The 26,087-nt window shown below is 68.0% G+C and carries 22 protein-coding genes; 16 read left to right on the forward strand and 6 right to left on the reverse strand.

Annotated elements, in window-relative coordinates:
- Nucleotides 1–61 precede the first annotated feature (61 nt).
- The 9 genes from OG203_RS24810 to rraA all read left to right on the forward strand — a co-directional run bounded on the left by OG203_RS24810 (nt 62) and on the right by rraA (nt 5,438).
- Complete coding sequence (locus OG203_RS24810; RefSeq protein ID WP_405159670.1) at nt 62–700, forward strand: DUF6474 family protein; 639 nt, start codon at nt 62–64, stop codon at nt 698–700.
- An 11-nt stretch (nt 701–711) separates the two neighbouring features.
- Entirely contained in the window at nt 712–1,230 is a 519-nt protein-coding gene (locus OG203_RS24815) for a hypothetical protein (RefSeq protein WP_405159671.1), read from the forward strand.
- A gap of 41 nt (nt 1,231–1,271) precedes the next feature.
- Entirely contained in the window at nt 1,272–1,928 is a 657-nt protein-coding gene (locus OG203_RS24820; protein WP_405159672.1) for a YcnI family protein, read from the forward strand.
- Nucleotides 1,925–2,470, forward strand: a complete 546-nt coding sequence (locus OG203_RS24825; RefSeq protein ID WP_405159673.1) for a copper resistance protein CopC — start codon at nt 1,925–1,927, stop codon at nt 2,468–2,470. Before OG203_RS24820 ends, OG203_RS24825 begins: the two co-directional genes overlap by 4 nt.
- Entirely contained in the window at nt 2,467–3,426 is a 960-nt protein-coding gene (locus OG203_RS24830; protein ID WP_405159674.1) for a copper resistance D family protein, read from the forward strand. Before OG203_RS24825 ends, OG203_RS24830 begins: the two co-directional genes overlap by 4 nt.
- A 70-nt stretch (nt 3,427–3,496) precedes the next feature.
- Entirely contained in the window at nt 3,497–3,976 is a 480-nt protein-coding gene (locus OG203_RS24835; protein WP_405159675.1) for an SRPBCC family protein, read from the forward strand.
- Entirely contained in the window at nt 3,973–4,347 is a 375-nt protein-coding gene (locus tag OG203_RS24840) for a DUF5313 family protein (RefSeq protein WP_405159676.1), read from the forward strand. Before OG203_RS24835 ends, OG203_RS24840 begins: the two co-directional genes overlap by 4 nt.
- A 50-nt stretch (nt 4,348–4,397) precedes the next feature.
- Nucleotides 4,398–4,763 carry a DUF5313 family protein gene (locus OG203_RS24845; RefSeq protein WP_405159677.1) on the forward strand — a complete coding sequence of 122 codons (366 nt, stop codon included), beginning with the start codon at nt 4,398–4,400 and terminating at the stop codon, nt 4,761–4,763.
- Nucleotides 4,764–4,952: 189 nt separating this feature from the next.
- Entirely contained in the window at nt 4,953–5,438 is a 486-nt protein-coding gene (rraA, locus tag OG203_RS24850; protein ID WP_405159678.1) for a ribonuclease E activity regulator RraA, read from the forward strand.
- 10 nt (nt 5,439–5,448) lie between these two features.
- Here the strand turns inward: rraA and OG203_RS24855 are convergent, their stop codons facing one another.
- Nucleotides 5,449–5,667, reverse strand: a complete 219-nt coding sequence (locus OG203_RS24855) for an RNA-binding S4 domain-containing protein (protein WP_405159679.1) — start codon at nt 5,665–5,667, stop codon at nt 5,449–5,451.
- A gap of 143 nt (nt 5,668–5,810) precedes the next feature.
- Between OG203_RS24855 and lysX the strand changes: the two genes are divergently transcribed.
- From lysX to OG203_RS24875, 4 genes are all read left to right on the forward strand, one after another.
- Entirely contained in the window at nt 5,811–9,134 is a 3,324-nt protein-coding gene (gene lysX / locus OG203_RS24860) for a bifunctional lysylphosphatidylglycerol synthetase/lysine--tRNA ligase LysX (RefSeq protein ID WP_405159680.1), read from the forward strand.
- Between the two features lie 125 nt (nt 9,135–9,259).
- The gene (locus OG203_RS24865; RefSeq protein ID WP_405159681.1) at nt 9,260–9,472 is read left to right on the forward strand and encodes a hypothetical protein; all 213 of its coding nucleotides are present in this window, start codon (nt 9,260–9,262) and stop codon (nt 9,470–9,472) included.
- A gap of 87 nt (nt 9,473–9,559) precedes the next feature.
- The gene (locus tag OG203_RS24870; RefSeq protein WP_405159682.1) at nt 9,560–10,171 is read left to right on the forward strand and encodes a histidine phosphatase family protein; all 612 of its coding nucleotides are present in this window, start codon (nt 9,560–9,562) and stop codon (nt 10,169–10,171) included.
- Nucleotides 10,172–10,286: 115 nt separating this feature from the next.
- Nucleotides 10,287–10,589 (forward strand): hypothetical protein, encoded by a 303-nt coding sequence (locus OG203_RS24875; protein WP_405159683.1) that lies wholly within the window; start codon nt 10,287–10,289, stop codon nt 10,587–10,589.
- A gap of 68 nt (nt 10,590–10,657) precedes the next feature.
- On the opposite strand, the gene OG203_RS24880 is transcribed toward OG203_RS24875, so the two are convergent.
- From OG203_RS24880 to OG203_RS24895, 4 genes are all read right to left on the reverse strand, one after another.
- On the reverse strand, nt 10,658–11,557 hold the full coding sequence (locus OG203_RS24880) for a cutinase family protein (RefSeq protein WP_405159684.1): 900 nt from the start codon (nt 11,555–11,557) through the stop codon (nt 10,658–10,660).
- A 670-nt stretch (nt 11,558–12,227) separates the two neighbouring features.
- Nucleotides 12,228–13,697 (reverse strand): glutamate synthase subunit beta, encoded by a 1,470-nt coding sequence (locus tag OG203_RS24885; protein ID WP_405159685.1) that lies wholly within the window; start codon nt 13,695–13,697, stop codon nt 12,228–12,230.
- 59 nt (nt 13,698–13,756) lie between these two features.
- Nucleotides 13,757–18,406, reverse strand: coding sequence for a glutamate synthase large subunit (gene gltB / locus OG203_RS24890; protein WP_405159686.1), 4,650 nt, complete (start codon nt 18,404–18,406; stop codon nt 13,757–13,759).
- An 889-nt stretch (nt 18,407–19,295) separates the two neighbouring features.
- Nucleotides 19,296–19,883 (reverse strand): chorismate mutase, encoded by a 588-nt coding sequence (locus OG203_RS24895; RefSeq protein ID WP_405159687.1) that lies wholly within the window; start codon nt 19,881–19,883, stop codon nt 19,296–19,298.
- A 309-nt stretch (nt 19,884–20,192) separates the two neighbouring features.
- On the opposite strand from OG203_RS24895, the gene OG203_RS24900 reads away from it, so the two are divergent.
- From OG203_RS24900 to OG203_RS24910, 3 genes are all read left to right on the forward strand, one after another.
- Nucleotides 20,193–21,911: a DUF4407 domain-containing protein gene (locus tag OG203_RS24900; protein WP_405159688.1), complete on the forward strand. Its 1,719-nt coding sequence runs from the start codon at nt 20,193–20,195 to the stop codon at nt 21,909–21,911.
- A 104-nt stretch (nt 21,912–22,015) separates the two neighbouring features.
- Nucleotides 22,016–23,641 carry an adenylate/guanylate cyclase domain-containing protein gene (locus OG203_RS24905; RefSeq protein WP_405159689.1) on the forward strand — a complete coding sequence of 542 codons (1,626 nt, stop codon included), beginning with the start codon at nt 22,016–22,018 and terminating at the stop codon, nt 23,639–23,641.
- 111 nt (nt 23,642–23,752) lie between these two features.
- Nucleotides 23,753–24,463, forward strand: coding sequence for an SDR family oxidoreductase (locus tag OG203_RS24910; protein WP_405159690.1), 711 nt, complete (start codon nt 23,753–23,755; stop codon nt 24,461–24,463).
- 68 nt (nt 24,464–24,531) lie between these two features.
- Here OG203_RS24910 and OG203_RS24915 read toward each other — a convergent pair whose 3' ends face one another.
- Complete coding sequence (locus OG203_RS24915; RefSeq protein ID WP_405167994.1) at nt 24,532–26,049, reverse strand: MFS transporter; 1,518 nt, start codon at nt 26,047–26,049, stop codon at nt 24,532–24,534.
- Between the last annotated feature and the right edge of the window lie 38 nt (nt 26,050–26,087).

Here is a 26,087-nt window from a genome sequence, read left to right on the forward strand (position 1 = left end):
GCGGACGGGCTTTCCCCGGCGTCGTACTGCCATGGCAAACCAGCATGACGGAGGGCCTTCGATGGGGTTGTTCACGAAGCGCAAGCGGCGTCCGAGCCGCAGGGCCGAGGCGAAAGCTCTCAAGCACAAGGCGGGTTTGGAAGCCAAGCTGGTCGCCAGGAACGACCGCAAGGCCCGCCGCGCGGAGGGTCGTACCCAGCGCAAGGTCGCCAAGGCGCAGATCTCGGCCCTGCAGGCGGAGGAGAAGGCCTCGCTCAAGCTGGCCGCCAAGGCCGAGCGTGAACTGTTCAGCGCGAGTCAGATGAGGAAGTATCTCGGCGTGGCCCGGGTGCTCATCCCGGTGCTCGCGCCGCTGGCCTACCGCGCCGCGACGTTCCTGCGCGCGCAGCTGGACACCCGCAAGGCCCAGCAGCTCGGCATCGGCGTCGAGCAGCTCGGCGATTTCAGCGGCCACGGCGCCAAGCTGCAGGCCAGGATCGCGAATACCGAAGCGGCCCTTGGCAAGGTCGGTGCGCAGAGCGGCAAGGGCGATACGCAGAAGTTCGTCGCCACCACGCAGGCCCGCCTGGACAGCCTCGCCGCCGCGGTGCAGACCGCCGAGCAGATGCCCGCGCCGCGCCGCCGCGCCGTGCACACCTCGATCGCGCAGGAGCTGTCCGGGGTCGAGGCGGACGTGCTCGCCCAGCTCGGCGTGCGCTGACCTTCCCCGCGATGCCCCCATCACCGAGTACCGCCCACCTGCGTGGTGGCCTGGTCGGCGTGCTGGTGGGGGCGCTCGCCGTCGCGGCGCACGGCGTCGCGGGCGGCGGTTTTCCCGGCTCGGCCGAGCTGACGCTGCTCATGCTGATCGCCGCGCTGGTCGGCTGCGCCGCGAATGTGCTTGCCCGCGGGCGTGGTTCGGCGCTCGGCCTGCTCCTGGTCGGCCAGGTGGCCAGCCACTTCGCGCTGGCGGGTCTGCTCGGCCACGAACATCCCGCTGCCGCGACGAGCCCGCTGCCCACCGGCTGGATGCTCGTCGCGCACGCCGTCGCCACGCTCGGCTGTGCCGCGGTCATCGCGGTCACCGAACGGCTCTACGCGGTGGCTTCCTGCGCGGTCCGCGCGGTGCTCGCCAAGCCGCGTTCGCCCCGGATCGCCGGACCGGCGCACTGGTCCAATCCCGGTCTCCCGCACTATCGCTTCCATCCGAACGGCGCGATCGGCCCACGCGCGCCGCCGGTGCCGGCCTGACCCGCCGCACCACTCCCCTTCGGACAGAAAGCAATTCCCTCATGCACCGCTCGATTTCGCGCGCCGCCGGCACCGCCGCGGCCGCCGCCACCCTCGCCTTCCTCGCCTGCGGCACCGCCGCCGCGCACGTCACCGTCGACGCGCCAGGCGCCCAGCAGGGTAAGTACGGGGTGGCCACCTTCCGGGTCCCCACCGAATCCGACACCGCGAGCACCACCGCGCTCACCGTCACCCTGCCGAACCTGAAAAGCGCACGGACCGAACCGATTCCGGGCTGGTCGGCCAAGGTCGACAAGAACGAGAAGCTGGAGATCACCGCGATCACCTGGACCGCGGACCCGGGCAACCCCGGCGTCGGGCCCGGCCAGTTCCAGCGCTTCGCGATCGCGGTCGGTCCGCTGCCCGCGCAGGACACGGTCAGCTTCCCGACCAAGCAGACCTACAGCGACGGCAAGGTCGTCAGCTGGGATCAGCCGATGGGCAAAGACGGTGCGGAGCCCGAACATCCGGCCCCGTCGCTCACCCTGACCAAGGGCAAGGCCGACGCCGACGCCCACATGGTCGACACCGAGGCTTCGGTCGACTCCACGGTCGACACCGACAACACCGCCCGCTGGCTCGGCGGCATCGGCCTCGCCCTCGGCCTGCTCGGCGTCGCGCTCGGCCTCGGCAATGTGATCAGGGCGCGGCGGTCGTGATCCGGCGGCTACGCACCGCCCTCGTCGCGGGGGTGTTGCTCCTCGGATTCGGTATTGCCGCAACGGGAATCGCGGCCGCGCATTCCACCCCGACCGCCAGCGTTCCCGGCGACGGCGCGACGATCGACGCGGGCCCGGCGCGGGCGAGCATCACCTTCAACGAGGCGCTGCAGACCAGCTTCCCCGCGCTGACCGTGGTCGGCCCGGACGGCAATCTGTGGTCGAAGGGCGCACCGACGGTCGACGGCAACGTGGTCAGCGTCGAGGTCGGCGAGCTCGGTCCGGTCGGCGAGTACACCCTCGCCTACCGGGTGACCTCCGCCGACGGCCACGCGGTCAGCGGCACTAGGCATTTCACGCTCAGCAAGGCGGGCAACGGTGTTCCCGGCCAGAAGGCCGATGCCAAGAACGGCAGCTCCGACAGCGCTGGCTCCGGCGGAATTCCGCTGTGGGTCTTCATCGTCGGCGCCGTCGTGCTCTTCGGCGGCGGGCTGGCGTTCGCCCTGTTCGGCGGCAGAAGCCGGAAACCGAAGCAGCAGTGACGGGTAGGACGATCGGCGGCCGGGGCGGTGCGCGGCCGGGTACCGCGCGCGCACCGTGGTCGGTGCTGCTGATCGTCCCGGCCGGGCTGCTCGGTGTCGTCCTCGCCTGGGCGCTCGCGCTTCCCGCGGGTTTCCCGGCCGAGGCGATCGTCCGGGTGCTCGCGGACGGTGTCGGCGCGACGGTGCTCGGGCTCGCGGCGCTGCCAAGGGTGCACGCGCGGCTGGTGCCGCCGTGGCGGTTGCTCGCGGTGCTTGCCGGATTCTGGTGCGGCACCGAGTTCGCGGTGCTGCTGTTCGAGGCGGCCCAAGTGGTCGGCGTTCCGGTGGGCCGGTTGAGCGCCGGGCAGGTCGGCACCTATCTGGTTGACATCAGCGGCGGGCAGGTCGGCATCGCCATCCTGGTCGGTGTCGGCGCGGTCGCCTGCTATTCGGCGGTGGCCTTCCGGCGCGAAGACATCGCGTCCACCGATCTGGTCCTGGTGTTCGCGGCGGTCGCGCTCGCGCTGCGCCCGATCACCGGGCACATGTCGCAGCAGTCGTTCGGATCGCTGCTCGCCGCGGTGCACGCGCTGGCCGCGGCGGCCTGGTTCGGGCTGCTCGTCGCGCTGGCGCTGGTGGTGCGCAGCCGCGGCGAATGGGCCGTGGTGCTGCCGAGGTATTCGGCGGTGGCGTTGCCGCTGGTCGCGGCGGTGGGGGTGACCGGGCTGTTGAACGGGCTGGTGCGGGTCGGCGGTATCACGCCGTTCGTCAGCACCGGCTACGGCCGCATCCTGCTCGCGAAAACCGTTGTGCTGGTTGGCTTACTGGCACTGGGCTGGTGGTGGCGGCGCAGCTGGGTGCACCGGGCCGCGGACCACCGGATGACCGCCGAGGCCTCGCTGCGCCGGGCGACGGTCGAGGTGGTGGTGATGGCGCTGGCGTTCGGGCTCGCCGCCACCCTCGCGGTCACCGCGTGACGCGCACCTGCGGCCCCGCTCGCGGCCTCGACCGGGGGCGACCCGGATCGAAACCAGTTACTGTTTTCGCATGACCGAAGTGAAAATCGTCGAGGACTGCGTCGCGTCGGCGGAATCCGCGTTCGCCTACGTGAACGACTACCAGAACCTGCCGAAGTTCCTCTACGGTGTCGAGTCCTTCACCCCGGTCGGCGCGCAGACGGTCGGCGTCGGCGCCACCTTCGACGGCCACGTCAAGCTCGGGCCCGCCTCGCTCAAGTCCCGCATGCAGGTCGTCGGCTGGGAAGAGAACGCGCTCATCGCGGTGAAGTCGATCAAGGGCTTCGAGATCGAGTCGACCTTCCTGTTCCACCCCAAGGGCGACCAGCTCTGCACCGTCGACGCGATCGTCGAATTCCGGGTCGGCGGCGGCCTGGCCGGACGCGCGCTCGGCAAGACCATCGAACCGTTCGTGAAGATCACGGTGCAGCACACCACGCACAACCTGGTCACCCAGATCAAGGCCTTCCACGCCAGCCGCGCTACCGAATCTGACGAATCCACTCAGTGAGTGCCACACCGTCGTTCGTCCAGCGCATCGGGTACATCGCCGGCCGCACCCTGCCCGCGTCGATGACCGAATGGGTGCGCGAGGATCTGGTCGGCCCCGGCGCAACGCGGCGTTATCTGCTGCGCATCCTGCTGCCGTTGATTCCGGTGCTCATGCTGTTCCTGCTGCTGCCGGGCCCACTGTGGATGGGCCTGGCGATGATGGCGCTGCTGTATCTGCCGCTGACGTATTTCACGGTGGCGTTGATGTATGTCTATCGCCGGCATCGGCTGATCAAGCACGGGCTCGATCCGGCGCTGGCCGACGCGGACGCCCGACGGCGCGCCGAGCCGGAACGTCTCGCCTATGAACGTCGGCACGGCCGAGGTTGAGGGCCCCAGCAACCTAGCGGTGACCAACACCACAGGCATAGCCTTTAGGTATGAATACCCCCACAATTCGGCAGCGGATCGCCTACGATCTCGGCCGCGAGCTCCCCGAGGAGCTGCATGAGTGGGTCATCCGCGACCTCGTCGGACACGGGGCCATGGAGCGATATCTCATCCGGTTCCTCGGACCCGTCATTCCGTTCTTCGCCCTGGTACTGCTGTTCCCCGGCCCGATGCCGCTGAAGATCGGCTTGATCGTGATGATGATCGTCCCGATGATCATCTTCACCGTGGCGCTCAGCTATGTATGGCGCCGCTTCCGCCTGGTCCAGCACGGGCTGAACCCCGATCTGGTGGACCGCGCCAAGTTCTCCGAACACGATCGGGAGATGTACGAGCTGCACTACGGGCACCGTTAGGTAGCGCTCGAACGAGACCCGCATACCCAAAGCAACCACCACGCGCGAGTTTTGCGAGCGCCGTTCGCGGCCCGTCTCGCGTCCGAGCTGTCGAAGCGCATGCGCCGCAGGCGCGAGTCTCGACAGCTCGGACGCGAGACCAAGGGGGCCGCGAACACGCCGGGCCGTAGGCACGGCAAAATTGACACAGTGACCGAATCACAGGACGTGGCTACTGCCGACCTTGCCGACGAGATCGGCCCAGAGATCCGCAGCTGCGACACGCAGTTCATCCAGTTCGGTGGCCGCGCGGCATTCTCCGGCCGCATCACCACCATCCGCTGCTTCCAGGACAACCTGCTGGTCAAGCAGACGCTCGGCGAACCCGGCAACGGCAAGGTGCTCGTCGTCGACGGCGCAGCGAGCGTGCACACCGCGCTGGTCGGCGACATCATCGCCGGGCGTGGCGTCGACAACGGCTGGGCCGGGGTGATCGTCAACGGCGCGGTGCGCGACTCGGCGATCCTGCGCACGCTCGACATCGGCGTCAAGGCGCTCGGCACCAACCCGCGCAAGAGCACCCAGACCGGTGCGGGCGACCGCGACGTCCCCGTCGAATTCGGTGGCGTCACCTTCGTGCCCGGCGACATGCTCTACAGCGACCACGACGGTGTCGTAGTCCGCGCCGAGGACTGAAACAGGCAGGTCAGACCGACACCCTCGCCTGATGACCGGCGAGGGTGACGACGTCGCCGATCTGCAACTGCCGCCCGCGCCGCAGTTCCACCTCGTCGTTCACCCGCACCAACCCGGAGGCGATCACCGTCTTCGCCTCCGAGCCGGATTCGATCAGGTTGGCCAGTTTCAGGAACTGACCGAGTCGAATGACGTCGTCATCGATCGGTACGTCGACTGGTTCTGCCATGAGATACATCCTTACCTTGCACCCGAAATCGGTAAACGCCAGCCCCCGCGCACATCACAGACACGCGTGTGCGACGCGCCGATAACCGACATGCCCGGGTGGTCTTCGAGCACCCCGACGGCGGCACCGTACACACTGGTTCAGTGACCACCACGCAAGCCCGGCAACAACTGATCGAACCGCCCGCGGACAGACCGACCCCGCCCGTCCCGCATCGGGGACATGGACGACTGGCAGAGGTCCCGCATATCGCGGGTCTGGTGCTCGGGGTCTTCGCGGTGATGTGTTTACTGTGGAGCCTTTCGCCGGGTCTGCGCTTCCTGACCCAGGTGCCGCGGCGCTACATCGACACGTACTACTTCGACGCACCCGACACCAACCTGATGTGGGCGCTGATCGTCGGCCTGCTCGCGGGCGCGGTGGCCAGCCGCAAGCGCATCGCCTGGTGGCTGCTGATCAGCTATGTGCTGATCCACGCGCTGCTTGCCGACGGCCTTGATTTCGCGGACACGGGCTCGATGGCCGCGCTGGTCGCGTTGATCGTGCACCTCGGCGTGGTCGTGGTGCTCGTCGCGGCCTGGCGCGAGTTCTACACGAAGGTGCGCCGCGGCGCGGGCTGGAAGGCGCTCGGTGTGCTCACCGGCGGCCTGATGGTCGGTTTCCTGCTCGGCTGGGGCCTGGTCGAGTTGTTCCCCGGTTCGCTGCCGCGCGGCCTGCAGCGGCCCGGCTGGGCGATCTATCGGGTCACCGCGGCGGTGCTGGTGGACAACGAACACTTCGACGGCCACCCGCGCCCGTTCGTGAACTTCCTACTCGGCCTGTTCGGCGCCATCGCGCTGCTCGCCGCGGTGATCATCCTGCTGCGCTCGCAGCGGGCGGCGAACGCGATGACCGGCACCGACGAATCCGCCATCCGTGGCCTGCTCGAACGTTCCGATATCGAGGATTCGCTCGGCTACTTCGCGACAAGGCGGGACAAGGCGGTGGTGTTCGCGCCGAGCGGCAAGGCGGCGATCACCTATCGCGTTGAACTGGGCGTCTGTCTCGCCAGCGGTGACCCGATCGGCATCCGTGAGGCGTGGCCGCAGGCGATCGACGCGTGGTTGCAGTTGGCCGACCAGTTCGGCTGGCCGCCCGCGGTGATGGGCGCAAGCGAACTCGGCGCGACGTCCTACCGCCGGGCGGGACTTTCGGCGATCCGGCTCGGCGACGAGGCCATCCTGGACACCAGGACGTTCTCGCTGGCCGGTCCCGAGATGAAACCGGTCCGCCAGGCCGCGAACCGGTTGCGCAAGCACGGCATCACCGTCCGGATCCGGCGCCACCGCGATATCCCGGCCGAGGAATTCCCGCAGGTGATCGCCCGCGCGGACGCCTGGCGCGACACCGAGACCGAGCGCGGCTTCTCGATGGCGCTCGGCAGGCTCGGCGATCCGCTCGACGCGGACTGCCTGCTGGTGGAGGCGGTCAACGGACAGGACCGGGTGCTCGGCATGCTGTCGCTGGTGCCGTGGGGCCGCACCGGCGTCTCGCTCGAGCTGATGCGCCGGGACCCGCACGGCCCGAATGGCGTGATGGAGCTGATGATTTCGCAGCTCGCGCTCAACTCCGAGCAGCAGGGCGTCACCAAGGTCTCGCTGAACTTCGCGGTGTTCCGCTCGGTGTTCGAGGAGGGCGGCCGGATCGGCGCCGGTCCGGTGCTGCGGCTGTGGCGCGGTGTGCTGCTGTTCTTTTCGCGCTGGTGGCAGCTGGAGGCGCTGTATCGCTCCAACGTGAAGTACCAACCACATTGGGTGCCAAGGTTTTTCCTGTTCGAGGAGCGCAGGCAGCTGCCGAGGGTCGCGGTGGCGAGCGCGCTGGCCGAGGGCTTCCTGCCCCGGTTCGGCAAGGAGCCGGACACGATCACGCACACCGGTATGCACAGCGCGGTGCCGCCGACCATGACCGGGCTGCACGCCGACGGCAGTCCGCCGGACAACGGTCACGTCGAGGACATCCAACACCGGCCGCGGCGTCCCGAGCAGGTGCGGGTGCGGATGGACAAGCTGGACCGGCTCACCGCGTCCGGCGTCGAGGCCTACCCGGTCGCCTACCCGCCGACGCACACCGTCGCCGGGGCACGGCAGTCGCCGCGCGGCACCACGGTCCGGGTCTGCGGCAGGCTGCTGCGGATTCGTGACTACGGCGGCGTGATCTTCGCGGTGGTGCGCGATTGGACCGACGACATCCAGCTGGTGATCGACCGCGACCGGGTCGGCGCCGATCGCAGCGCCGAGTTCACCGAGTTCTTCGACCTCGGCGACCTGATCGAGGTCAGCGGTCAGATCGGCAGCAGTCGTCGCGGCGAGCTCTCGCTGCTCGCGGCGGACTGGCGGATGCTCGGCAAGTGCCTGCATCCGTTGCCGGACAAGTGGAAAGGCCTGTCCGATCCCGAGGCGAAGGTGCGCCAGCGCTACGTCGACATGGCGATCAATCAGGAGACCCGTGAGGTGCTCGCCAAGCGCAGCGCGGTGGTCCGGTCGCTGCGCGACTCGTTCAACGCCTGGGGATACCTGGAGGTGGAGACACCGATCCTGCAGCAGGTGCACGGCGGCGCCAACGCCACCCCGTTCCTCACCCATATCAACGCCTACGACCTGGATCTGTATCTGCGGATCGCGCCCGAGCTGTACCTCAAGCGGCTCTGTGTCGGCGGCATGGAGAAGGTGTTCGAGATCGGCCGGACCTTCCGCAACGAGGGCGTCGACTTCAGCCACAATCCCGAGTTCACCATTCTCGAGGCGTACGAGGCGCACAGCGACTACGAGCGGATGATGCACGTCTGCCGTCAGCTCATCCAGGACGCCGCGCTCGCGGCCAACGGCGCGATGGTCGCTCTGCGGCCGCAGGGCGACGGCTCCTACAAGCAGGTCGACATCTCCGGCGAGTGGGCGGTGAAGACGGTGCACGGCGCGGTGTCCGAGGCGTTGGGCAGCGAGATCACCCCGGCGACCGAGCTGGAGCGGCTGCGCGAGCTGTGCGACAAGGCCGACGTGCCCTATCAGCACGGCTGGGATGCCGGGCAGGTGGTGCTGGAGATGTACGAGCATCTGGTCGAATCCCACACGGAGGAACCGACTTTCTACATCAACTTCCCCACCTCGGTATCCCCGCTGACCCGCGCGCACCGCACCATTCCCGGCGTCACCGAGCGCTGGGACCTGGTCGCCTGGGGCGTCGAACTCGGCACCGCCTACAGCGAACTCACCGATCCGGTCGAGCAGCGCCGCAGGCTCACCGAACAGTCGCTGCTCGCGGCCAACGGCGACCCGGAGGCGATGGAGCTCGACGAGGACTTCCTGCAGTCCCTGGAGCACGCGATGCCGCCGACCGGCGGGCTCGGCATGGGTGTGGACCGGGTGGTCATGTTGATCACCGGGCGCAGCATTCGCGAGACATTGCCGTTCCCGTTGGTGAAACCTCGCTGAACGAGGCATTGCCGGCGAAGGGTGCGCAGGGGCCGAATCGGACAGCTACCGTGGAAGATTCGGGCCGGGGTGGCCGAGAAGTTCGGTCCCGGGAGGAGCCCGATACCTGAGATGGGGTTGCCGAAATGTACCTTGACCTGCTGACCAATATGACCCTGGTCGACCACAGTGCCTGGGCGAGCCCGGACACCTTGAACTCGGCGATGGAACTGGCGGCCAGGCGGCGGGGGCGCCGTGGCGGCAGCAGCGGCCTGCTCATCGGTGGCCTCTGCTGCCTGCTGGTGGTCGTGGCCATCGTCGGCGGCATCTATCTGCTGATGCGCCGCCGCAGGCAGTAGCGGGGTTCGGGCCGAGCGAGTGCGTCCGAGGCTCGACCTGGTTCGCCCGGATCGAGGCTTCGCCATCGATGCGGCAGAGTGGGGCCTGTGCAGTTGATTCTCGTTCGCCATGCCCAACCGATCCGGATCGTGAACTCGACCGGCCGCGCCGATCCCGAACTCGCTCCCGTCGGTCTCGAGCAGGCCGAGCGGGTGCCTGCCGCGTTGAGCCACCATCGGATCACCCGCGTGGTGAGCAGCCCGCAGCGCCGGGCCCGGGAGACCGCGGCACCGACCGCCGCCAAGCTCGGTTTCGGCGTCGACATCATCGACGACCTCGCCGAATACGATCGCGACCTGCCCGCCTACATTCCGATCGAGGATGCCAAGGTCGAGTTCCGTGCGGTCTACGAGCGGATCAAGGCCGGGCACTTCCCGCACCAGATCGACGGCGGGGCGTTCAAATCCCGGGTGCTCGACGCCGTCACCGAGATCGCCGCTGGCACCGATCCGGCGGACACGGTGGTCGCGTTCACGCACGGCGGCGTTGTCAACGTGCTTCTGCAGGAAATACTCGGGCTGGAACGGCCGCTGACCTTCCCGATCGACTACTGCTCGATCACCCGAATCCTGTTCTCCCGCACCGGGCGGCGGACCGCGGCGACGGTCAACGAGAACGGGCACGTCTGGGATCTGTTGCCGCGCAATATCAACTCCTGAGCGCCCATTCACAGACGATTGGCAGGGACGTCGCACCGCCGTCCCAGCGACGGAACCTTCTATGGACCCGGTGAGCCACCTCCCAGTGGCACACAGTTCGAGAGAAAGGAATTCCGTGTTGCTCTCCAGAACATCTATGCGGCGTCGCCTCATCGGGATCGCCGCGGCGGGCGCGCTCGTCGCCCTGCCGCTCGGCGCGTTCGCGGCCACCGCATCCGCGGAAGCACCCGCCCCTGCCGATGCCACGGTTCAGGTCCAGGCGGCGAACGTGGACCAGCAGGGCACCGATATCGCGCGGCCCCATCACCGGCACCGGCACGACGGACAGTGGCGCCAGCACCACCCCGGTGCTGTGCCCCAGCAGTTCCAGCAGTTCCAGCAGTTCCAGCAGCTGCTGCCGCCGACCGGTTCGGGATAGTCCCCGCTCGGCAAAGCGAAGGCCCACCTCCCGTGCCAGGAGGTGGGCCTTCGCTTATGACTGGTGGATCAGGCCATGCCCGCGATCCAGTTGTGCATCCAGGAGACGGCGGTCTGGCCGCCACCGACCGGGTAGCTGCCGTACAGGGTGTGCGCCTGCGATTTGTAGAACCGCTCCAGGTCCTTGGCCCGCTGCTCGTTCGCCGACTCGGTCAGCTGCGCCTGCAGCGTTGGCACGCCACCATTGGCGAACAGGTCGTTCATGATGCTGCTCGCCTCGATCTGGTAGCGCCCCATGTTGGCCGGGTTCGCATCCGAGGCCTGCGCCATGAATCCGGCGAACCGGGTGACGAAGTCGTCCGGTTCGGTCGCGCAGTACAGGTCGTCGAGCGCGCAGATGGTGCGCGAGCGGTCGCTGATCCAGCCGAAACCGCCGACGCGGGGGCCACCGGCACCGGCACCGGGCGCCGGTGCGCCGACCTGAACGTCGGTCGGCGAACGACGCGGATCGGAGATCAGGCCGACACCGGCGATCCGGTCCGGCGCGACAACGCTGGTCCCGGTGCCGATCTCGGCCGCTAGGTCACCGGCGGCGTCGGCGCCCTGGCTGTACCCGACGAGCGCGATCTTCGTCGCGCCGCACGAGTGCGCCATGTCCGAGATCAGGCCGCGCGCGCGATCGGTGGCTTCCTTCTTCGAATTGCCGTAGACCTCGCCTTCCCAGGGGAACGCGGTCGCGGCATAAGTCACATAGTCGACCTCGGTGCCCCGAGGCAGATTGTTCGTAACGCCCGCCAGCATGCCGGGTTGGGGCGTCTTGTCTTTGCCCGTCTCCCAGGTACCGGGGATCGCGACGACGTAGAGGTTCGGACAGCCGGGATCCGCGCTCGCGGAACCGGCCCCGAACACCATGCCGGACAACACCGTCGCGGATGCACCAAGAGCCGCGACAACCTTCTTCAACTGCATACCGCTCCAGTCCAAACCAATGCCCCTCGTGGGCATCCCCGACAAGTTGCGCACCAACTCTGAACCCGATGAGTGACTTTCCAGTGCACGCTGGGTTAACTCCAGCCACCCACCGACATGACGGCTGCGACCCCAAACCCGCATCCCAAGATCAGCAGCACGACGGGATCACAATAGAGGTCCAAAGGCGTGAACGCCATCCAAAACCCCGGCCCACGTCCGTTTTCCGGCGAATGCCCAAACCCCAACGACGCCACCACAACCCACCGCCCGACCCCATCCGGACCACTCCGTTCGACGGCTCGACACCCCGCAATCGCACAGCAAATTCAGCCTCATAACGAAACCCGCCCACCACAGAGGCTGGAACTATCTCCGAACAACGGGCAAATCGCGGACTAACACCTGACTGTGGCAAACACCGAGACCGCCCCGCCGCGGTGTGCCACTCACCCGCCCGGAATCCGTTGACACTCAAAACCATCTCCGGGAGTGTCGCGAACCCCTCCCCCAAGAAACCTCGCCCGCTATGTCCTACTCGGCAAGGACGCCTCGATTACCTTCGGCACCTTGCCAATTGAGATCAGACATCGAAGGTGGAAGAACAAAGGCGCCCGTGGACATGAATGTCCACAGGCGCCTTTCCGCTCCGGTAAGAGAGGGGTTCGGGTCAGCGTTGGGCGACCATGGTGGGGGTGATGGGGGCCGGGAGGGCCGTTTCACCTTCCAGGTAGCGGTCTACCGCGGAGGCCGCGGCGCGGCCTTCGGCGATGGCCCAGACGATGAGGGATTGGCCGCGGCCCATGTCGCCCGCGACGAAGACGCCGGGGATGTTGGTCGCCCAGTTCTTGTCGCGCTGGACGTTGCCGCGCTGGTCGTAGCCGACGCCGAGATCTTCGAGCAGGCCGGGCTTTTCGGGTCCGGTGAAGCCCATGGCGAGCAGGACGAGGTCGGCCTCGAGGGTGAAGTCGGTGCCGTCGACCTTCTCGAAGCGGCCGTTGGCCATCTTGACCTCGTGCGCCTGCAGGCCGGTGACCTTGCCGTCGGTGCCGACGAAACGCTCGGTGTTCACCGAGAACACCCGCTCGCCACCCTCCTCATGCGCCGAGGACACCCGGAACATCAGCGGGTAGGTCGGCCACGGGGTGGAGGCGGCACGCTCCTCGGGCGGGCGCGGCATGATCTCGAACTGGTGGATGCTCGCGGCACCCTGCCGGTGCGAGGTGCCGAGGCAGTCGGCGCCGGTATCGCCGCCGCCGATGATGATCACCTTCTTGCCCTTGGCGTGGATGGGCGGCAGGCCGTCGGCATCGGTGACGTCGTCGCCGAGCTGCACCTTGTTGGCCCACGGCAGGAACTCCATGGCCTGGTGGATGCCGTCGAGTTCGCGGCCGGGGATGGGCAGGTCGCGCGCGATGGTCGCGCCGCCGGACAGCACGATCGAGTCGTACTGCTCGCGCAGCTGCTCGGCGGTGATGTCGACGCCGACGTTGACGCCGGTCTTGAAGATGGTGCCCTCGGCCTCCATCTGCGCCATCCGGCGGTCGATGAAGCGCTTCTCCATCTTGAATTCCGGAATGCCGTAGCGCAGCAGCCCGCCGATGCGGTCGGCCCGCTCGAACACGGTGACGGTGTGACCGGCGCGGGTGAGCTGCTGTGCGGCGGCGAGTCCGGCGGGACCGGAGCCGACGACGGCGACCCGCTTGCCGGTCAACCGGGTCGGGTAGACCGGGGTCACCCAGCCCTCGTCGAAGGCGTTCTCGATCAGGTCGATCTCGACCTGCTTGATGGTCACCGGGTCCTGGTTGATGCCGAGGACACAGGACGCCTCGCACGGCGCGGGGCACAGCCGCCCGGTGAACTCCGGGAAGTTGTTGGTGGCGTGCAGCCGGTCGATGCCTTCGCGCCACTGACCCTTGTAGACCAGGTCGTTCCACTCGGGGATCAGGTTGCCAAGCGGGCAGCCGTTGTGGCAGAACGGAATACCGCAGTCCATGCAGCGGCTGGCCTGACGCTGCAGCGTCTCCTTCGGATACCCCTGCTCGTAGACCTCTTTCCAGTCCATCAACCGCAGTTCGACCGGGCGACGGGTGGGTAGTTCCCGCGAGGTGTGCTTCAAAAAACCTTGTGCGTCAGCCACGTTCGGCCTCCGTAATCTTGCCTGTGGACATCGGACTCAGCTGGTGGGTGCGGGGTGTCCTAGCCACGGGCCGCCTCCATGATCGCCTCGTCGACGTCCTTGCCTGCCTTCTCCGCTTCCGAGATGGCAAGCAGCACCTTCTTGTATTCGCGCGGCATGAGCTTGACGAAGTGGTTCACCTGCTGCGACCAGTCGCCCAGAATGCGTTCGGCGACAGCGGAACCCGTCTGATCCCGGTGCTGGGTGATGATGTCGCGCAGCCAGGTGAAGTCGTCACCGGAGAGCTGCTCGACGGCGTCGGCCTGCTCGGGGTTGAGCCTGGCCTCGAAGGTGCCGTTCGGGTTGTAGACGAACGCGACACCGCCCGACATACCGGCACCGAAGTTGCGTCCGGTCTCGCCGAGGATGACGACCCGGCCGCCGGTCATGTACTCGAGGCCGTGGTCGCCGACGCCCTCGACCACCGCGAGGGCACCCGAGTTACGCACGGCGAACCGCTCGCCTACCACACCGCGGATGAACGCCTTGCCGTTGGTTGCGCCGAACAGGATCACGTTGCCCGCGATGATGTTCTCTTCCGCTACGAACTCGGCCGGCGCGTTCAGCGACGGGCGCACCACCAGGTGGCCACCTGAAAGTCCCTTGCCGACATAGTCGTTCGCATCACCCTGCACGCGCAGCGTGATGCCGGCCGGCACGAAGGCGCCGAAGCTGTTGCCCGCCGAGCCGGTGAAGGTGATGTCGATGGTGTCGTCGGGCAGGCCGGCGCCACCATAGAGCTTGGTCACCTCGTGGCCGAGCATGGTGCCGACGGTGCGGTTCACATTCGTGATCTTGGTTTCGAACTTCACCGCCTGGCCGCGCTCCAGCGCGTCCCTGCTCTGCGTGATCAGCTGCTGGTCAAGGGCCTTGTCCAGGCCGTGGTCCTGTGTCTTGGTGCAGCGGCGGTCCTGGTACATGAACGCGGTCTCGACGTTGTCCAGGATCGGCGACAGGTCGAGCTTGCTGGCCTTCCAGTGCTGCTTGGCCTTGGCGGTGTCGAGCAGGTCGACCCGGCCGATGGCCTCGTCCAGCGTGCGGAAGCCCAACAGCGCCAAGTGTTCCCGGACCTCTTCGGCGATGAACAGCATGAAGTTCTCAACGAATTCCGGCTTGCCGGTGAAGCGTTCGCGCAGCACCGGGTTCTGCGTCGCGACACCGACGGGGCAGGTGTCGAGGTGGCAGACCCGCATCATGATGCAGCCCGAGACCACCAAAGGCGCAGTGGCGAAACCGAATTCCTCGGCGCCGAGCAGCGCGGCGACCATCACGTCGCGGCCGGTCTTCATCTGACCGTCCACCTGCACGACGATGCGATCGCGAAGTCCGTTGAGCAGCAACGTCTGCTGGGTCTCGGCCAGGCCGAGTTCCCACGGGCCGCCCGCGTGCTTGAGCGAGGTCAGCGGCGAGGCACCGGTGCCGCCGTCGTGGCCGGAGATCAGCACCACGTCCGCGTGTGCCTTGGACACACCGGCCGCGACGGTGCCGACGCCAGGCTCGGCAACAAGTTTCACGTGAATCCGCGCCTGCGGGTTCGCGTTCTTCAGGTCGTGGATCAGCTGCGCCAGATCCTCGATCGAGTAGATGTCGTGGTGCGGCGGCGGCGAGATCAGGCCGACACCCGGCGTCGAGTGCCGCACCTCGGCGACCCACGGGTACACCTTGTGCGCCGGAAGTTGGCCGCCCTCACCGGGCTTCGCGCCCTGGGCCATCTTGATCTGGATGTCGGTGCAGTTGGTCAGGTAGTGCGCGGTCACGCCGAAGCGCCCGGAGGCGACCTGCTTGATCGCGCTGCGCCGCCAGTCGCCGTTCTCCTCCGGCTCGAAGCGGGCCGGGGATTCGCCGCCCTCACCCGAGTTCGACCGGCCGCCAAGGCGGTTCATCGCGATGGCGAGCGTCTCGTGCGCTTCGGCCGAGATGGAGCCGTAGCTCATCGCGCCGGTGGAGAACCGCTTCACGATCTCCGAGGCGGGCTCGACCTCATCGATCGAGATCGACGCGCGCTCCTTCTTGAACTTGAACAGGCCGCGCAGCGAGGCGAGCCGCTCGGTCTGGTCGTCGACCAGCTTGGTGTACTCCTTGAAGATCGAGTACTGGCCCGAGCGGGTCGCGTGCTGCAGCTTGAACACGGTGTCCGGGTTGAACAGGTGGTACTCACCCTCGCGCCGCCATTGGTATTCGCCGCCGACCTCGAGCTCGCGGTGCGCGCGCTCGTTGCGGTTCTCCAGGAACGCGATCCGGTGCCGCTCGGCGACGTCGGCCGCGATGTCCTCGAGGCCGATACCGTCCAGGTGCGAGCGCAGGCCGGTGAAGTACTCGTCGGCCAGCTCCTGCGACAGGCCGATCACCTGGAACAGCTGCGCGCCGGTGTAGGAGGCCAGCGTGGAGATGCCCATCTTGGACATCACCTTCAGCACACCCTTGCTCGCGGCCTTGTTGTAGTTGTAGACCGCCGTGCGGAAGTCCTCGGCGTGATCGCCGGTGCTGCCCGGCATGTCGAGCGCGCCGCGCTCGAGCATGTCCTCGATGGTCTCGAAGGCCATGTACGGGTTGATCGCGGCCGCGCCGAAGCCGACCAGCATCGCCATGTGGTGCACCTCGCGGGCGTCACCGGCCTCGATGACCAGGCCGACCATGGTGCGGGTCCGCTCGCGCACCAGGTGGTGGTGTACCGACGAGGTGAGCAGCAGCGACGGGATCGGCGCAAGCTTCTCGTTGGACTCGCGGTCGGACAGCACGATGATCCGCGCGCCGCCGTCGATGGCGGCCGAGATCTGAGTGTTGATCGCCTTGAGCGCCTTGCGAAGTCCCTTGCCGCCCTTGGCGACCGGGTACAGACCGCGCACGATCACCGAACGCAGCTCGGGCTGGGAGCCGTCGTCGTTGATGTGCACCAGCTTGGCCAGCTGATCGTTGTCGAGGATCGGCTGCTCGATCGCGATCTGCTTGCAGGATTCCGGGCCGGGGTGCATCAGGTCGGCCTCGGGGCCGAGCGCCCGGCGCAAGCTGGTGACGACCTCTTCGCGGATCGCGTCCAGCGGCGGGTTGGTGACCTGTGCGAACAGCTGGGAGAAGTAGTCGAACAGCAGCCGGGGCCGCGACGACAGCACCGCGATCGGGGTGTCGGTGCCCATCGAGCCGAGCGCCTCGCCGCCGGTCTTGGCCATCGGCGAGATGAGCAGGTTCAGTTCTTCGTTGGTGTATCCGAAGATCTGCTGCCGGATCAGTACCCGGTCGTGCGACATGTGCACGTGCGGGCGGTCGGGCAGGTCCTCGAGCTTGGTCACACCCGAATCCAGCCATTCCTGGTACGGGTGCTCGGCCGCAAGATCGGTCTTGAGTTCGTCATCGCCGACGATGCGGCCCAACGAGGTGTCGACCAGGAACATGCGGCCGGGTTGTAGTCGGACCTTGCGAACGACCTTGGACGGGTCGATGTCGAGCACGCCGACCTCCGACGCCATCACGACGAGGCCGTCGTCGGTGATCCAGATGCGGCTCGGGCGCAGGCCGTTGCGGTCGAGCACGGCGCCGACGACGGTGCCGTCGGAGAAGCACACCGACGCCGGGCCGTCCCACGGCTCCATCAGCATCGAGTGGTACTCGTAGAACGCGCGACGCCGCTGATCCATCGTCGCATTGCGTTCCCACGCCTCGGGGATCATCATCAGCACCGCGTGGGGCAAGCTGCGGCCGCCGAGGTGCAGCAGTTCGAGCACCTCGTCGAAGCGCGCGGTATCGCTGGCCCCCGGCGTACAGACCGGGAAGATCTTCTCCAGCCGGTTGTTGCCTGCGGAGTCGGTGCCGAAGATGTCCGAACGCAGCAGCGCCTCGCGCGCCCGCATCCAGTTCTCGTTGCCGGTGACGGTGTTGATCTCGCCGTTGTGCGCGACCCGGCGGAACGGGTGCGCGAGCGGCCAGGACGGGAAGGTGTTGGTGGAGAAGCGCGAGTGCACGATGCCGAGGGCGGACTCCACCCGGCTGTCCTGCAGGTCGAGGTAGAAGGCGCGCAGCTGCGGCGTGGTGAACATGCCCTTGTAGACGAAGGTCTGGCCGGACAGGCTCGGGAAGTACACCGACTCCTTGCCGACCGTGCCCTCGCCGGGGCCCGCCTTGCCGAGCTCGTGCTCGACCCGCTTGCGGATGACGTACGCGCGACGCTCCAGGTCCATTCCGGACAGTTGCTCGGCCGCACCCCTCGGAGAGCCGATGAAAACCTGCCGGAACGTCGGCATCGCGTCGCGAGCGAGCGCGCCGAGCGACGACTCGTCGATCGGCACCTCCCGCCAGCCGAGCACGGCGAGGCCCTCTTCCTGCACGATCTTCTCCACGCCGTAGGCGGCACGGGCGGCCTCACGACGGGCCTGCGGCAGGAAGGCGATGCCGGAGGCGTAGGAGCCCTCCGGCGGCAACTCGAAGTCGACGATGGCCCGGAAGAACTTGTCCGGAATCTGGATCAGGATGCCTGCGCCATCACCACTGTTCGGCTCGGCGCCCGCGGCACCGCGGTGCTCCAGGTTCAACAGAGCCGTAATAGCCTTGTCGACGATGTCGCGGCTGCGCCGGCCGTGCATGTCGACGACGAACGCGACACCGCAGGCGTCGTGTTCGTTCGCCGGGTCGTAGAGCCCGACGGGTCCAGGTGACCTGTGGCCAGGAAGTTGCATCATGCCTCTGCCTTCAAGAAGGGCGTTCGACGAAAAAGAAATAGGCAATTTCGTCTGAATGCCTCCGTACAAGACTGCGCCCGTACGTTCCGAAACCAGCCGCGCTGATGGTCTTCGGCGTGCAGTCACGTCTCCAGTTGTTCACCCGCTTCAGTGACGTAGTGGGTGCTCGTCGGTAACAGATCCCTAACGAGATCCTTACCTCCGTGCGGGTTCTCGCCAGCTACGCTGAGCACCGGCTAGGAGCTGCCCGAGCGGGCGAGGGTGCCGATCATTCTGTGTTCGGCGTAAGAGCAAACGATAAGTCAGGTCCGGGGCCCAACCAACTTAGGTTGCACTAATAACCGGGTCTAGCTGGGCTTCTTCATTCGGTCCTCCACGTGTGCGCGTCGTCCAGTGTAAAGCAGCAAGCACCACGTGATCGATCCTGCGGTGCCAGAGGCCAGCCGCTTCCCGCTGGCGCGCGAGAGCGGCCCCGAACCTCACAAAAAGGTCAGAAGACCGCTCTCACCTGCATCGAAGATGATTTCCCTCGCTCAGCATCCGGCAAACCCCTCGGCGGCGGCTAACTCGGCAGCGGGCTGTATGAGATATTTCCGACAGGGTCCTGACGAGCCCGTGCAGAGATCCGACCGTCCGGATTCTTTTGCCCGCTGTGGCCATCAGCACACATGCAGCAAACAAGACGAAGTGGTATTCGACACATTTAGGTAGCCGAAACCTATACGCCGTCAGGTGGTAATAGACGCGACTTATTGCGGACCGGAACGGCTTTCACCGAACATTCGCCGACGGATCGAGCCAACGACATGAAGTCCGCGCTTAAGAAAGGGTTAAGCGGGGTCGGTGGAACGTTCTCCGGGGAGCGCGCAGCGTTCAGCGAGGAGCACGTTCAGCGCGGCGCACACAGCGCGGCGGCGGCACGGACAAGCGCGGCCTGATGCAGCGCGTCGGTATTACCGGCGGTGAATACGCCGAAGACGCTGTAAGCCACTCTTTCCGCACAATCCGGCGCGGACAGTTCGACGCGCCGGGCCGCGAGTTGGTCGACGATATCGATGTTCACCCGGTCGATCACCGGGCGCACCGACGCCAGATCGGGCGCCGCGCCCGGTGCCGAGGCCGGATCGAAACGCCAGCGGGTGATCAGGCCGCGCTGCACGACCTTGTTGGATTCGATCTGACCGGAGAACACCTGCCTGACCCAGCTCTCCGGCAGTTCGCGGCCCGCGCCGAGCCTGGCCATCGTGTCGTAGACGACGGCCTCGCGCGCCGGATCGTCGATGGTGGGTTCGGCGCCGGTCTGCGCGGCACTCACCCACTTCGCCGCGGCCACCGCGTCGCCGGTGTCGAGCCGCTCGAGCACCAGCGCGACCAGGCGATCCAGCGACCCGTCGTGGTCGCCGCCCGGATCCGCACCCGCGCTAACCGGCGACACGATCAGCGCCGCCGACATGATCATCAGCACGACGAGCCGCATGAGCTGACCTCCCGAGATGGTTCGCGCGGAAACGGATCATCGAGTCAGAGTATGCGAAACCGCACCCGCGTTCCGGGCGTGCGCGATTCGGAAAACGGGCGGTTGCCTGGCCCGAACCCGCACCACATCGCCGGTTTTGTGAGCCTGGCCACATACCTCCGCCGCCACTCGGTGTGTCGGGTGCGGTGCTGTCACGCTATGACAACGAAACCGTGACAGTTTCGGCTGACCTTTTCGAGCGACCTGCAAGCAGTCGCAAGCGGTACCCGCGAAGTCGAACCCACTGGGACCAAGAGGATGTGAGTTCCCATGACCCTCACCGGCTTGTTCACTTGGCTCGGCGGGGGCCAGCACAGCGAAGTCGCCTACCGCCACGAACGCACTGGCTATGCGGTTACCGGCGCGGCTGTACTGCTGTTCGCGCTCGTGTCCGGCTTGATCACCGCGCTCGCGCTGGCCTCGACCGACACCTGGGCACTGCTCCCGATCCTCCTGGTGGCACTGCTCGTCGCGGTGCTCGCGGGCGCGATCGCGCGTGCGCTGGCGACCGCGCGACCCAAGGGCGGACCTGATCGACTCGGCCTGCTCGCCCGCCTCGCCGTTGCCGTGCTCGCGGGCGGGTTGATCGCCGAACTGGCCGCCGTCGTCGTCTTCGGTGGCAGCGTCGACCGGACGCTCGACGAACGAGCCAAGCGCGCAATCGCTTCCGCGCCGCAGGTCGTCACCGCGCGCACCGAACTCGACAAGGCGCGGGCCGACCGGACCGCGCTGGATCAATCGATCGCCAAGGCGCAGGCCGATGTCGACCGTTCGCTGGTGATCGCCCGCTGCGAGTTGAACCCGACCTCGGACTGCCCGCAGCTGCAGATCACCCGCGTGCCAGGCCGCGGACCGGAAGCCAACACCGCCAACGACATGCTCGACGACGCCCGCAAGCAGCTTGCCGCGACCCAGGGCAGGGTCGACCCGCTCGACACCAGGATCGCCGACGACGAAAAGGCCGTGGCCACAGCCGAATCGACCGCCTTCACCGACGCCGACCGCGGCCTCGGCGCGCGCTGGCAGGCGATGAACGACTACACCACGCACAACGCGGGCGCGCTCCCGCTGCGCATCCTGACGATCATCGCCCTGGTCGCGCTCGCACTGCTGCCGCTGGTGCTGCGCTGGTGGCGCGGCCAGACCTCGTTCGACCGCCGCGCCGCCTTCCTCGATGTGCAGAATCAGGCCGAGCACGAGGCCGACGCCGCCATCGCCGTCAAGCAGGCCGAGGTGCGGGTCAAGGCCGAAGCCCTGCGCGCCGAACAAGAACTCACCGCCGCCCGCCTCGCCGTCGAAGCGGACACCGCCATCGACCGGGAGCGGCAGCGCACCCGCATCGTCGCGGCCATCGGCGGGTTGCGGATCGGCATCACCGAACCGCCGCGCCGCCCCGAACTACCAGCCGCACCGGCTGACGATCGAAAGGAAAGCTCCGTGCCTGCCGAAGGATTCGCGACGCCGAACCTGCCAGCCCCCGTCACCGCGCATGCCATCGCGCCGAGCACGGGCGCGCTGGTTCCGGCGCCCAAGACCGGTGGCGGCCTGGAACTTCCGCTGATCGGCACGGTGCCGTTCACCGACACCGCGGCCAGATTGATCCGCCCGCTCGTTCCGTCGTTCGTGGCCAACGCGATCGACAACGCCACCCACCCGCTGCGCACCGCGCGACAGGCGTTCGAAGAGGTCGAAGAGATCACCTTCACGCTCAAGCGCACCCGCAAGGTCACCGTCGACACCCAGGACTCGCACGCGCCGAGCGGTTATCAGCTCGCGCCGGGGTCACCGGAGGCACTGCACGCCCAGCGCGTCGCGGCCACCGTGGTCGACGCGGACTACGGGCAGCAGGATCCGCGCTACTCGGCGCTGCCGGAGGGCTCGGCGAGCCAGCCGTATGGACTGTCCGGCGCGCGGCACGACGAACTCGGCGGCCGCCGAAACCCCGAGCTTCCCGGCCGTGGCCAGCGCGAACTGCCGCGCGGTCACTGATTGCCTACCGTGCGGGCCATGCGACGCGTTCGAGCGAAGCGGGCCAGCACGGCGTCGGCGACGCATACCAGCGCCGCCGCACTGACGGCCTAGGCTTTCCTCCCATGGCCCACAGTGACGGTTCGGCAGCCGCGTTCGGGTCGCGGCTGCTCGGACCGGTGGACGAGTCATCCGGGATGCGCAGGCTCCGGGTGCAGCTGCTGCTGACCGTGCCGCTGGTTGCCGCGAACCTGGCCGGAATGGCGGTCACCTTCGCGCTGATCGGGTTCGTGCTGCCCGGCCCGACGATCTTCACCAGGGAGCTGCTGCTGCTCGACGTCATCGCGACGCCGGGGTACTCGGCGCTGGCGCTGCTGATCGGGATGTGGTGGGGCACCGTCAGCGGGCTGCGCGCGTTGCGCTGGGCGACCGATCCGGATCAGGTGCCCACCGAGGCCGAGCAGATCGCCGCGGCGGCGGTGCCGAGGCGCCTGGTGATTCGGCAGGCGGTGTTGTGGTTGGCCGGGGCCGCCGTGCTGACGCCGCTCTACGGCGTGGTCGAGCCAGCGCTCATCCCGAAGATCCTGCTCGGCATCGGCTTCAGCGCCATCGTGGTGTGTGCCAACAGCTATTTGATCGCCGAATTCGCGTTGCGCGCGGTCACCGCGCGGGTGTTGGACGCGGCACCAGCGCGGCGTCGGCGCGGGATGGGCGTGTTCATCCGTTCGCTGATCGCCTGGATGCTCGGTGCCGGTGTGCCGGTGGCCCTTTCGATGATCGTCGCGGTGTGGGCGCTGGTCGACTCGTCGGTGAGCACGGCGCGGCTCGCGGTCTGTGTGCTGTCGCTCGGCGGCGCCACGCTGGTGTTCGGCCTGGTGCTGATGATGCAGACGGTGTCGGCGACCATCGCACCGATCCGCGGCGTGCGGCGCGCCCTGCGTCAGGTGGAGGACGGCGATCTCCGGGTGACGATCACCGTGTACGACGGCACCGAATTGGGCGAGCTGCAAAGCGGTTTCAACCACATGGTGGAGGGGTTGCGCGAGCGGGAGCAGATCAGGGATCTGTTCGGCAGGCACGTCGGCCGCGAGGTGGCCGACGCGGCGCTGGCGGGCAATCCGTCGCTCGGCGGCGTGGAGACCGAGGCGGCGGCGCTGTTCGTCGATATCGTCGGCTCGACGACGATGGCCGCGACGGTGCCCGCCGCCGAGATGGTCGCCATTCTCAACCGGTTCTTCGACATCGTCGTCGACGAGGTGGAGGAGCACGGCGGGCTGCTCAACAAGTTCGAGGGCGACGCCGCGCTGGCCGTATTCGGTACGCCCGCCGCCCTTTCCGACGCGGCGGGCGCGGCGCTTGCCTGCGCCCGCGCGATCCGGCGGCGGCTCGACGCGACCGCCAACGACTTCATCGCCGCGATCGGCGTCGCCGCGGGCCGGGTGGTCGCCGGCAATGTCGGCGCCAGGCAGCGCTACGAGTTCACCGTCATCGGCGACGCGGTCAACGAGGCCGCCCGCCTCTGCGAACTCGCCAAACAGGACGACCTACTGCTCGCCTCCGCCAACACCATCGCCGCCGCGGCCGACGCCGAGGCCACCCACTGGCAGCTCGGCGAATCCGTCACCCTGCGCGGCCGTCTCAGCCCAACCCAACTCGCCCGCCCCCGAACCGCTGGCCCACAGGCCGATCGCGGCGAAAACCGCACGGACGAACAGCGTGAAAGCCCGCGCAGCGACGGACTTTCCCCCTAGGTCCCTGCTCACATAGTCGAGACAGCAGCTCACGGTACTTGGTCTTGTCACTGCGTACAGTGACGGGATAAAGTCCCATCACTTCGCTTCGCACTACACCGGGAGACACGCATGCCAACAGCTTTGATCACTGGCGGAACCAGCGGCATCGGCAAGGCCACCGCCGAGACGCTGCGTGCACGCGGCTACCGGGTGCTGGTCACGGGTGTCGACAATGTCACCGACTCGGGCCTACCCGAGGACGTCGTCGTCGTGCGGGCCGATGCGGGATCGCTCCCCGATATCGACCGCATGGCGAACCGCGCCAGAGAGACCTTCGGCTCGCTCGATCTCCTGTTCCTCAACGCGGGCATCTCCCGCCCCGGCCCGCTGGAGACGACGGATGAAGCGACCTTCGACGCCCTGTTCGACATCAACGTCAAGGGAAACTTCTTCACCATGCAAAAGGCGCTGCCCCTGCTGAACAAGGGCGCCTCGGTCGTCATCACCGTCGGTGCCGCGGAGGGGCTCGGCTCCGCGATGACTGCGGCCAAGGGCGCCCTCCTGCCGCTCATGCGTGCCCTTGCCCTCGAACTCGCACCGAGGGGAATCCGCGTCAACGCGGTCAGCCCCGGCGCGATCAACACCCCTGCGTACCGCAAGATGGGCATCACTCAGGACGTGATCGATTCCTGGGCGGACGGAATCCCGCTCGGCCGGGTCGGCGCGCCCACCGACATCGCCGAGGCCGTCGCGTTCCTCGCCTCCGCCGCCGCGAGCTACATCACCGGGGACAATCTCATCGTCTCCGGCGGCATCGGCATCCACGCCCGCCCCGCCTGACATCAGTTCAACGTTCGCACCCACTCCGACAAAGCGGAGCGGGTGCGAATCGACTGAGCGACAGGATGTTACGGACGCGCGGCGCGCAACCGGAACGCCACCACCGCGGCGAGCAGCAGGATCGACGCCGTGCCGATCGCGGCGAAGTGGACGCCGGAGACGAACGCCTCGTGCACCGAGGTGAGGAAGGCGCCGGATACCGATTCCGGCAGTTGTCGCGCGAAACCCGTTGCCGCGCCCAGGGATTCCGACGCGACGCCGACCTGGTCGCTCGGCACGTTGGTCAGGTCGAGGCCGTTGCGGAAGATGGCCATGACCACGCTGCCGAGGATGGCGACGCCGAGCGCGATGCCGGTTTCGTAGGCGGTCTCCGAGACCGCCGCGGCCGCGCCCGCCCGCTCGACCGGAGCCGAGCTGACGACCAGGTCCGACGAAACCGTCAGCGCGACACCGACACCCGCGCCGATGAACAGGAAGCCGAGGATGAACGGCATCGTGCTGCCCGCGGCGTCGGGGCCGAGCCACAGGAACAGCGCGGAACCGAACGCGGCGACGGTCAGCGCGCCACCGAGCACCGCGCCGGGCCGGATCCGCTGCACCAGCCACGCCGCGGCGAGTGACGCGACCACGCTGACGGCCAGGCCGGGCAGCAACAGCAAGCCTGCTTCCATCGGCGAGTGACCGAGTACCAGCTGCAGGTATTGCGAGCCGAAGAACAGCACACCAGCCAGCGCGAACACCGAGAGCAGGTTGGTGATCACCGCGGTGCGGAACCTGGGCAGCGCGAACAACTTCAGGTCGAGCATCGGGTTTTCCAGGGTGCGCTGCCTGCGCACGAACACCACGCCGGCGACAACGCCGACCAGGCCGATCACGGCCAGCGTCAGGCTGAGCCCGTGTGCCGCCGACTCCTTGATCGCGTACACGATCGGCACCAGCGCGAGCATCGATAGCCCAGCGCTCGGCAGATCGAATCGGCCGGGGTTCGGGTCACGCGATTCCGGAACGAGGAACGGGCCCAAGGCAATCAGCACCAGCATGACCGGCAGGTTCACCAGGAACACCGAGCCCCACCAGTAGTGCTCGAGCAGCCAGCCGCCGAGCAGCGGACCGGCCGCCGCGCCGCCGCCGGCCATCGCACTCCACACCGCGATGGCGACGGTGCGCTGGCGCGGATCGAGGAACATCGACCGGATCAGGCCGAGGGTCGCAGGCATGAGGGTCGCACCGGCGACACCCTGCAGCACGCGCGCGCCGATCAGCATCTCCGGCGAGACGGCCCAGGCCGCGATCACCGACGCGACACCGAACCCGGCCGCGCCGATCAGCAGCAGCCTGCGGCGGCCGATCCGGTCGCCGAGGTTGCCCATCATCACCAGCAGACCGGCGAGCACGAACGAGTACACGTCGATGATCCACAGCAGCTGCGGCGTGGTCGGCGCAAGATCGGCGCTGATCGCGGGCACGGCGAGGTCGAGCACCGTCGCGTCGACGGCGAGCAGCAGCAGGGCGAGGGCGAGCACGGCGAGTCCCGCCCAGTCGCGTGCGGTGGCGCGGGGCGGGGTGTCGGTGGTCGGCCCGGTCATCCGGGGGTTCTTCGCGGTGTGGGTGGTCATTGGCTTTC

The organism is Nocardia sp. NBC_01499 (assembly GCF_045040275.1).
In the GTDB taxonomy this organism is placed as follows: Bacteria; Actinomycetota; Actinomycetes; order Mycobacteriales; family Mycobacteriaceae; genus Nocardia.

What these genes read in the sequence shown, in the direction of transcription:
- OG203_RS24815 (WP_405159671.1), top strand. Translation starts at nt 712, where the DNA reads ATGCCCCCATCACCGAGTACCGCCCACCTGCGTGGTGGCCTGGTCGGC.
- OG203_RS24905 (WP_405159689.1), top strand. Translation starts at nt 22,016, where the DNA reads ATGGCCCACAGTGACGGTTCGGCAGCCGCGTTCGGGTCGCGGCTGCTC.
- OG203_RS24900 (WP_405159688.1), top strand. Translation starts at nt 20,193, where the DNA reads ATGACCCTCACCGGCTTGTTCACTTGGCTCGGCGGGGGCCAGCACAGC.
- OG203_RS24895 (WP_405159687.1), bottom strand. Translation starts at nt 19,883, where the DNA reads ATGCGGCTCGTCGTGCTGATGATCATGTCGGCGGCGCTGATCGTGTCG.
- OG203_RS24810 (WP_405159670.1), top strand. Translation starts at nt 62, where the DNA reads ATGGGGTTGTTCACGAAGCGCAAGCGGCGTCCGAGCCGCAGGGCCGAG.
- OG203_RS24845 (WP_405159677.1), top strand. Translation starts at nt 4,398, where the DNA reads ATGAATACCCCCACAATTCGGCAGCGGATCGCCTACGATCTCGGCCGC.
- gltB (WP_405159686.1), bottom strand. Translation starts at nt 18,406, where the DNA reads ATGATGCAACTTCCTGGCCACAGGTCACCTGGACCCGTCGGGCTCTAC.
- OG203_RS24880 (WP_405159684.1), bottom strand. Translation starts at nt 11,557, where the DNA reads ATGCAGTTGAAGAAGGTTGTCGCGGCTCTTGGTGCATCCGCGACGGTG.
- OG203_RS24865 (WP_405159681.1), top strand. Translation starts at nt 9,260, where the DNA reads ATGTACCTTGACCTGCTGACCAATATGACCCTGGTCGACCACAGTGCC.
- OG203_RS24820 (WP_405159672.1), top strand. Translation starts at nt 1,272, where the DNA reads ATGCACCGCTCGATTTCGCGCGCCGCCGGCACCGCCGCGGCCGCCGCC.
- OG203_RS24910 (WP_405159690.1), top strand. Translation starts at nt 23,753, where the DNA reads ATGCCAACAGCTTTGATCACTGGCGGAACCAGCGGCATCGGCAAGGCC.
- OG203_RS24915 (WP_405167994.1), bottom strand. Translation starts at nt 26,049, where the DNA reads ATGACCGGGCCGACCACCGACACCCCGCCCCGCGCCACCGCACGCGAC.
- OG203_RS24835 (WP_405159675.1), top strand. Translation starts at nt 3,497, where the DNA reads ATGACCGAAGTGAAAATCGTCGAGGACTGCGTCGCGTCGGCGGAATCC.
- OG203_RS24855 (WP_405159679.1), bottom strand. Translation starts at nt 5,667, where the DNA reads ATGGCAGAACCAGTCGACGTACCGATCGATGACGACGTCATTCGACTC.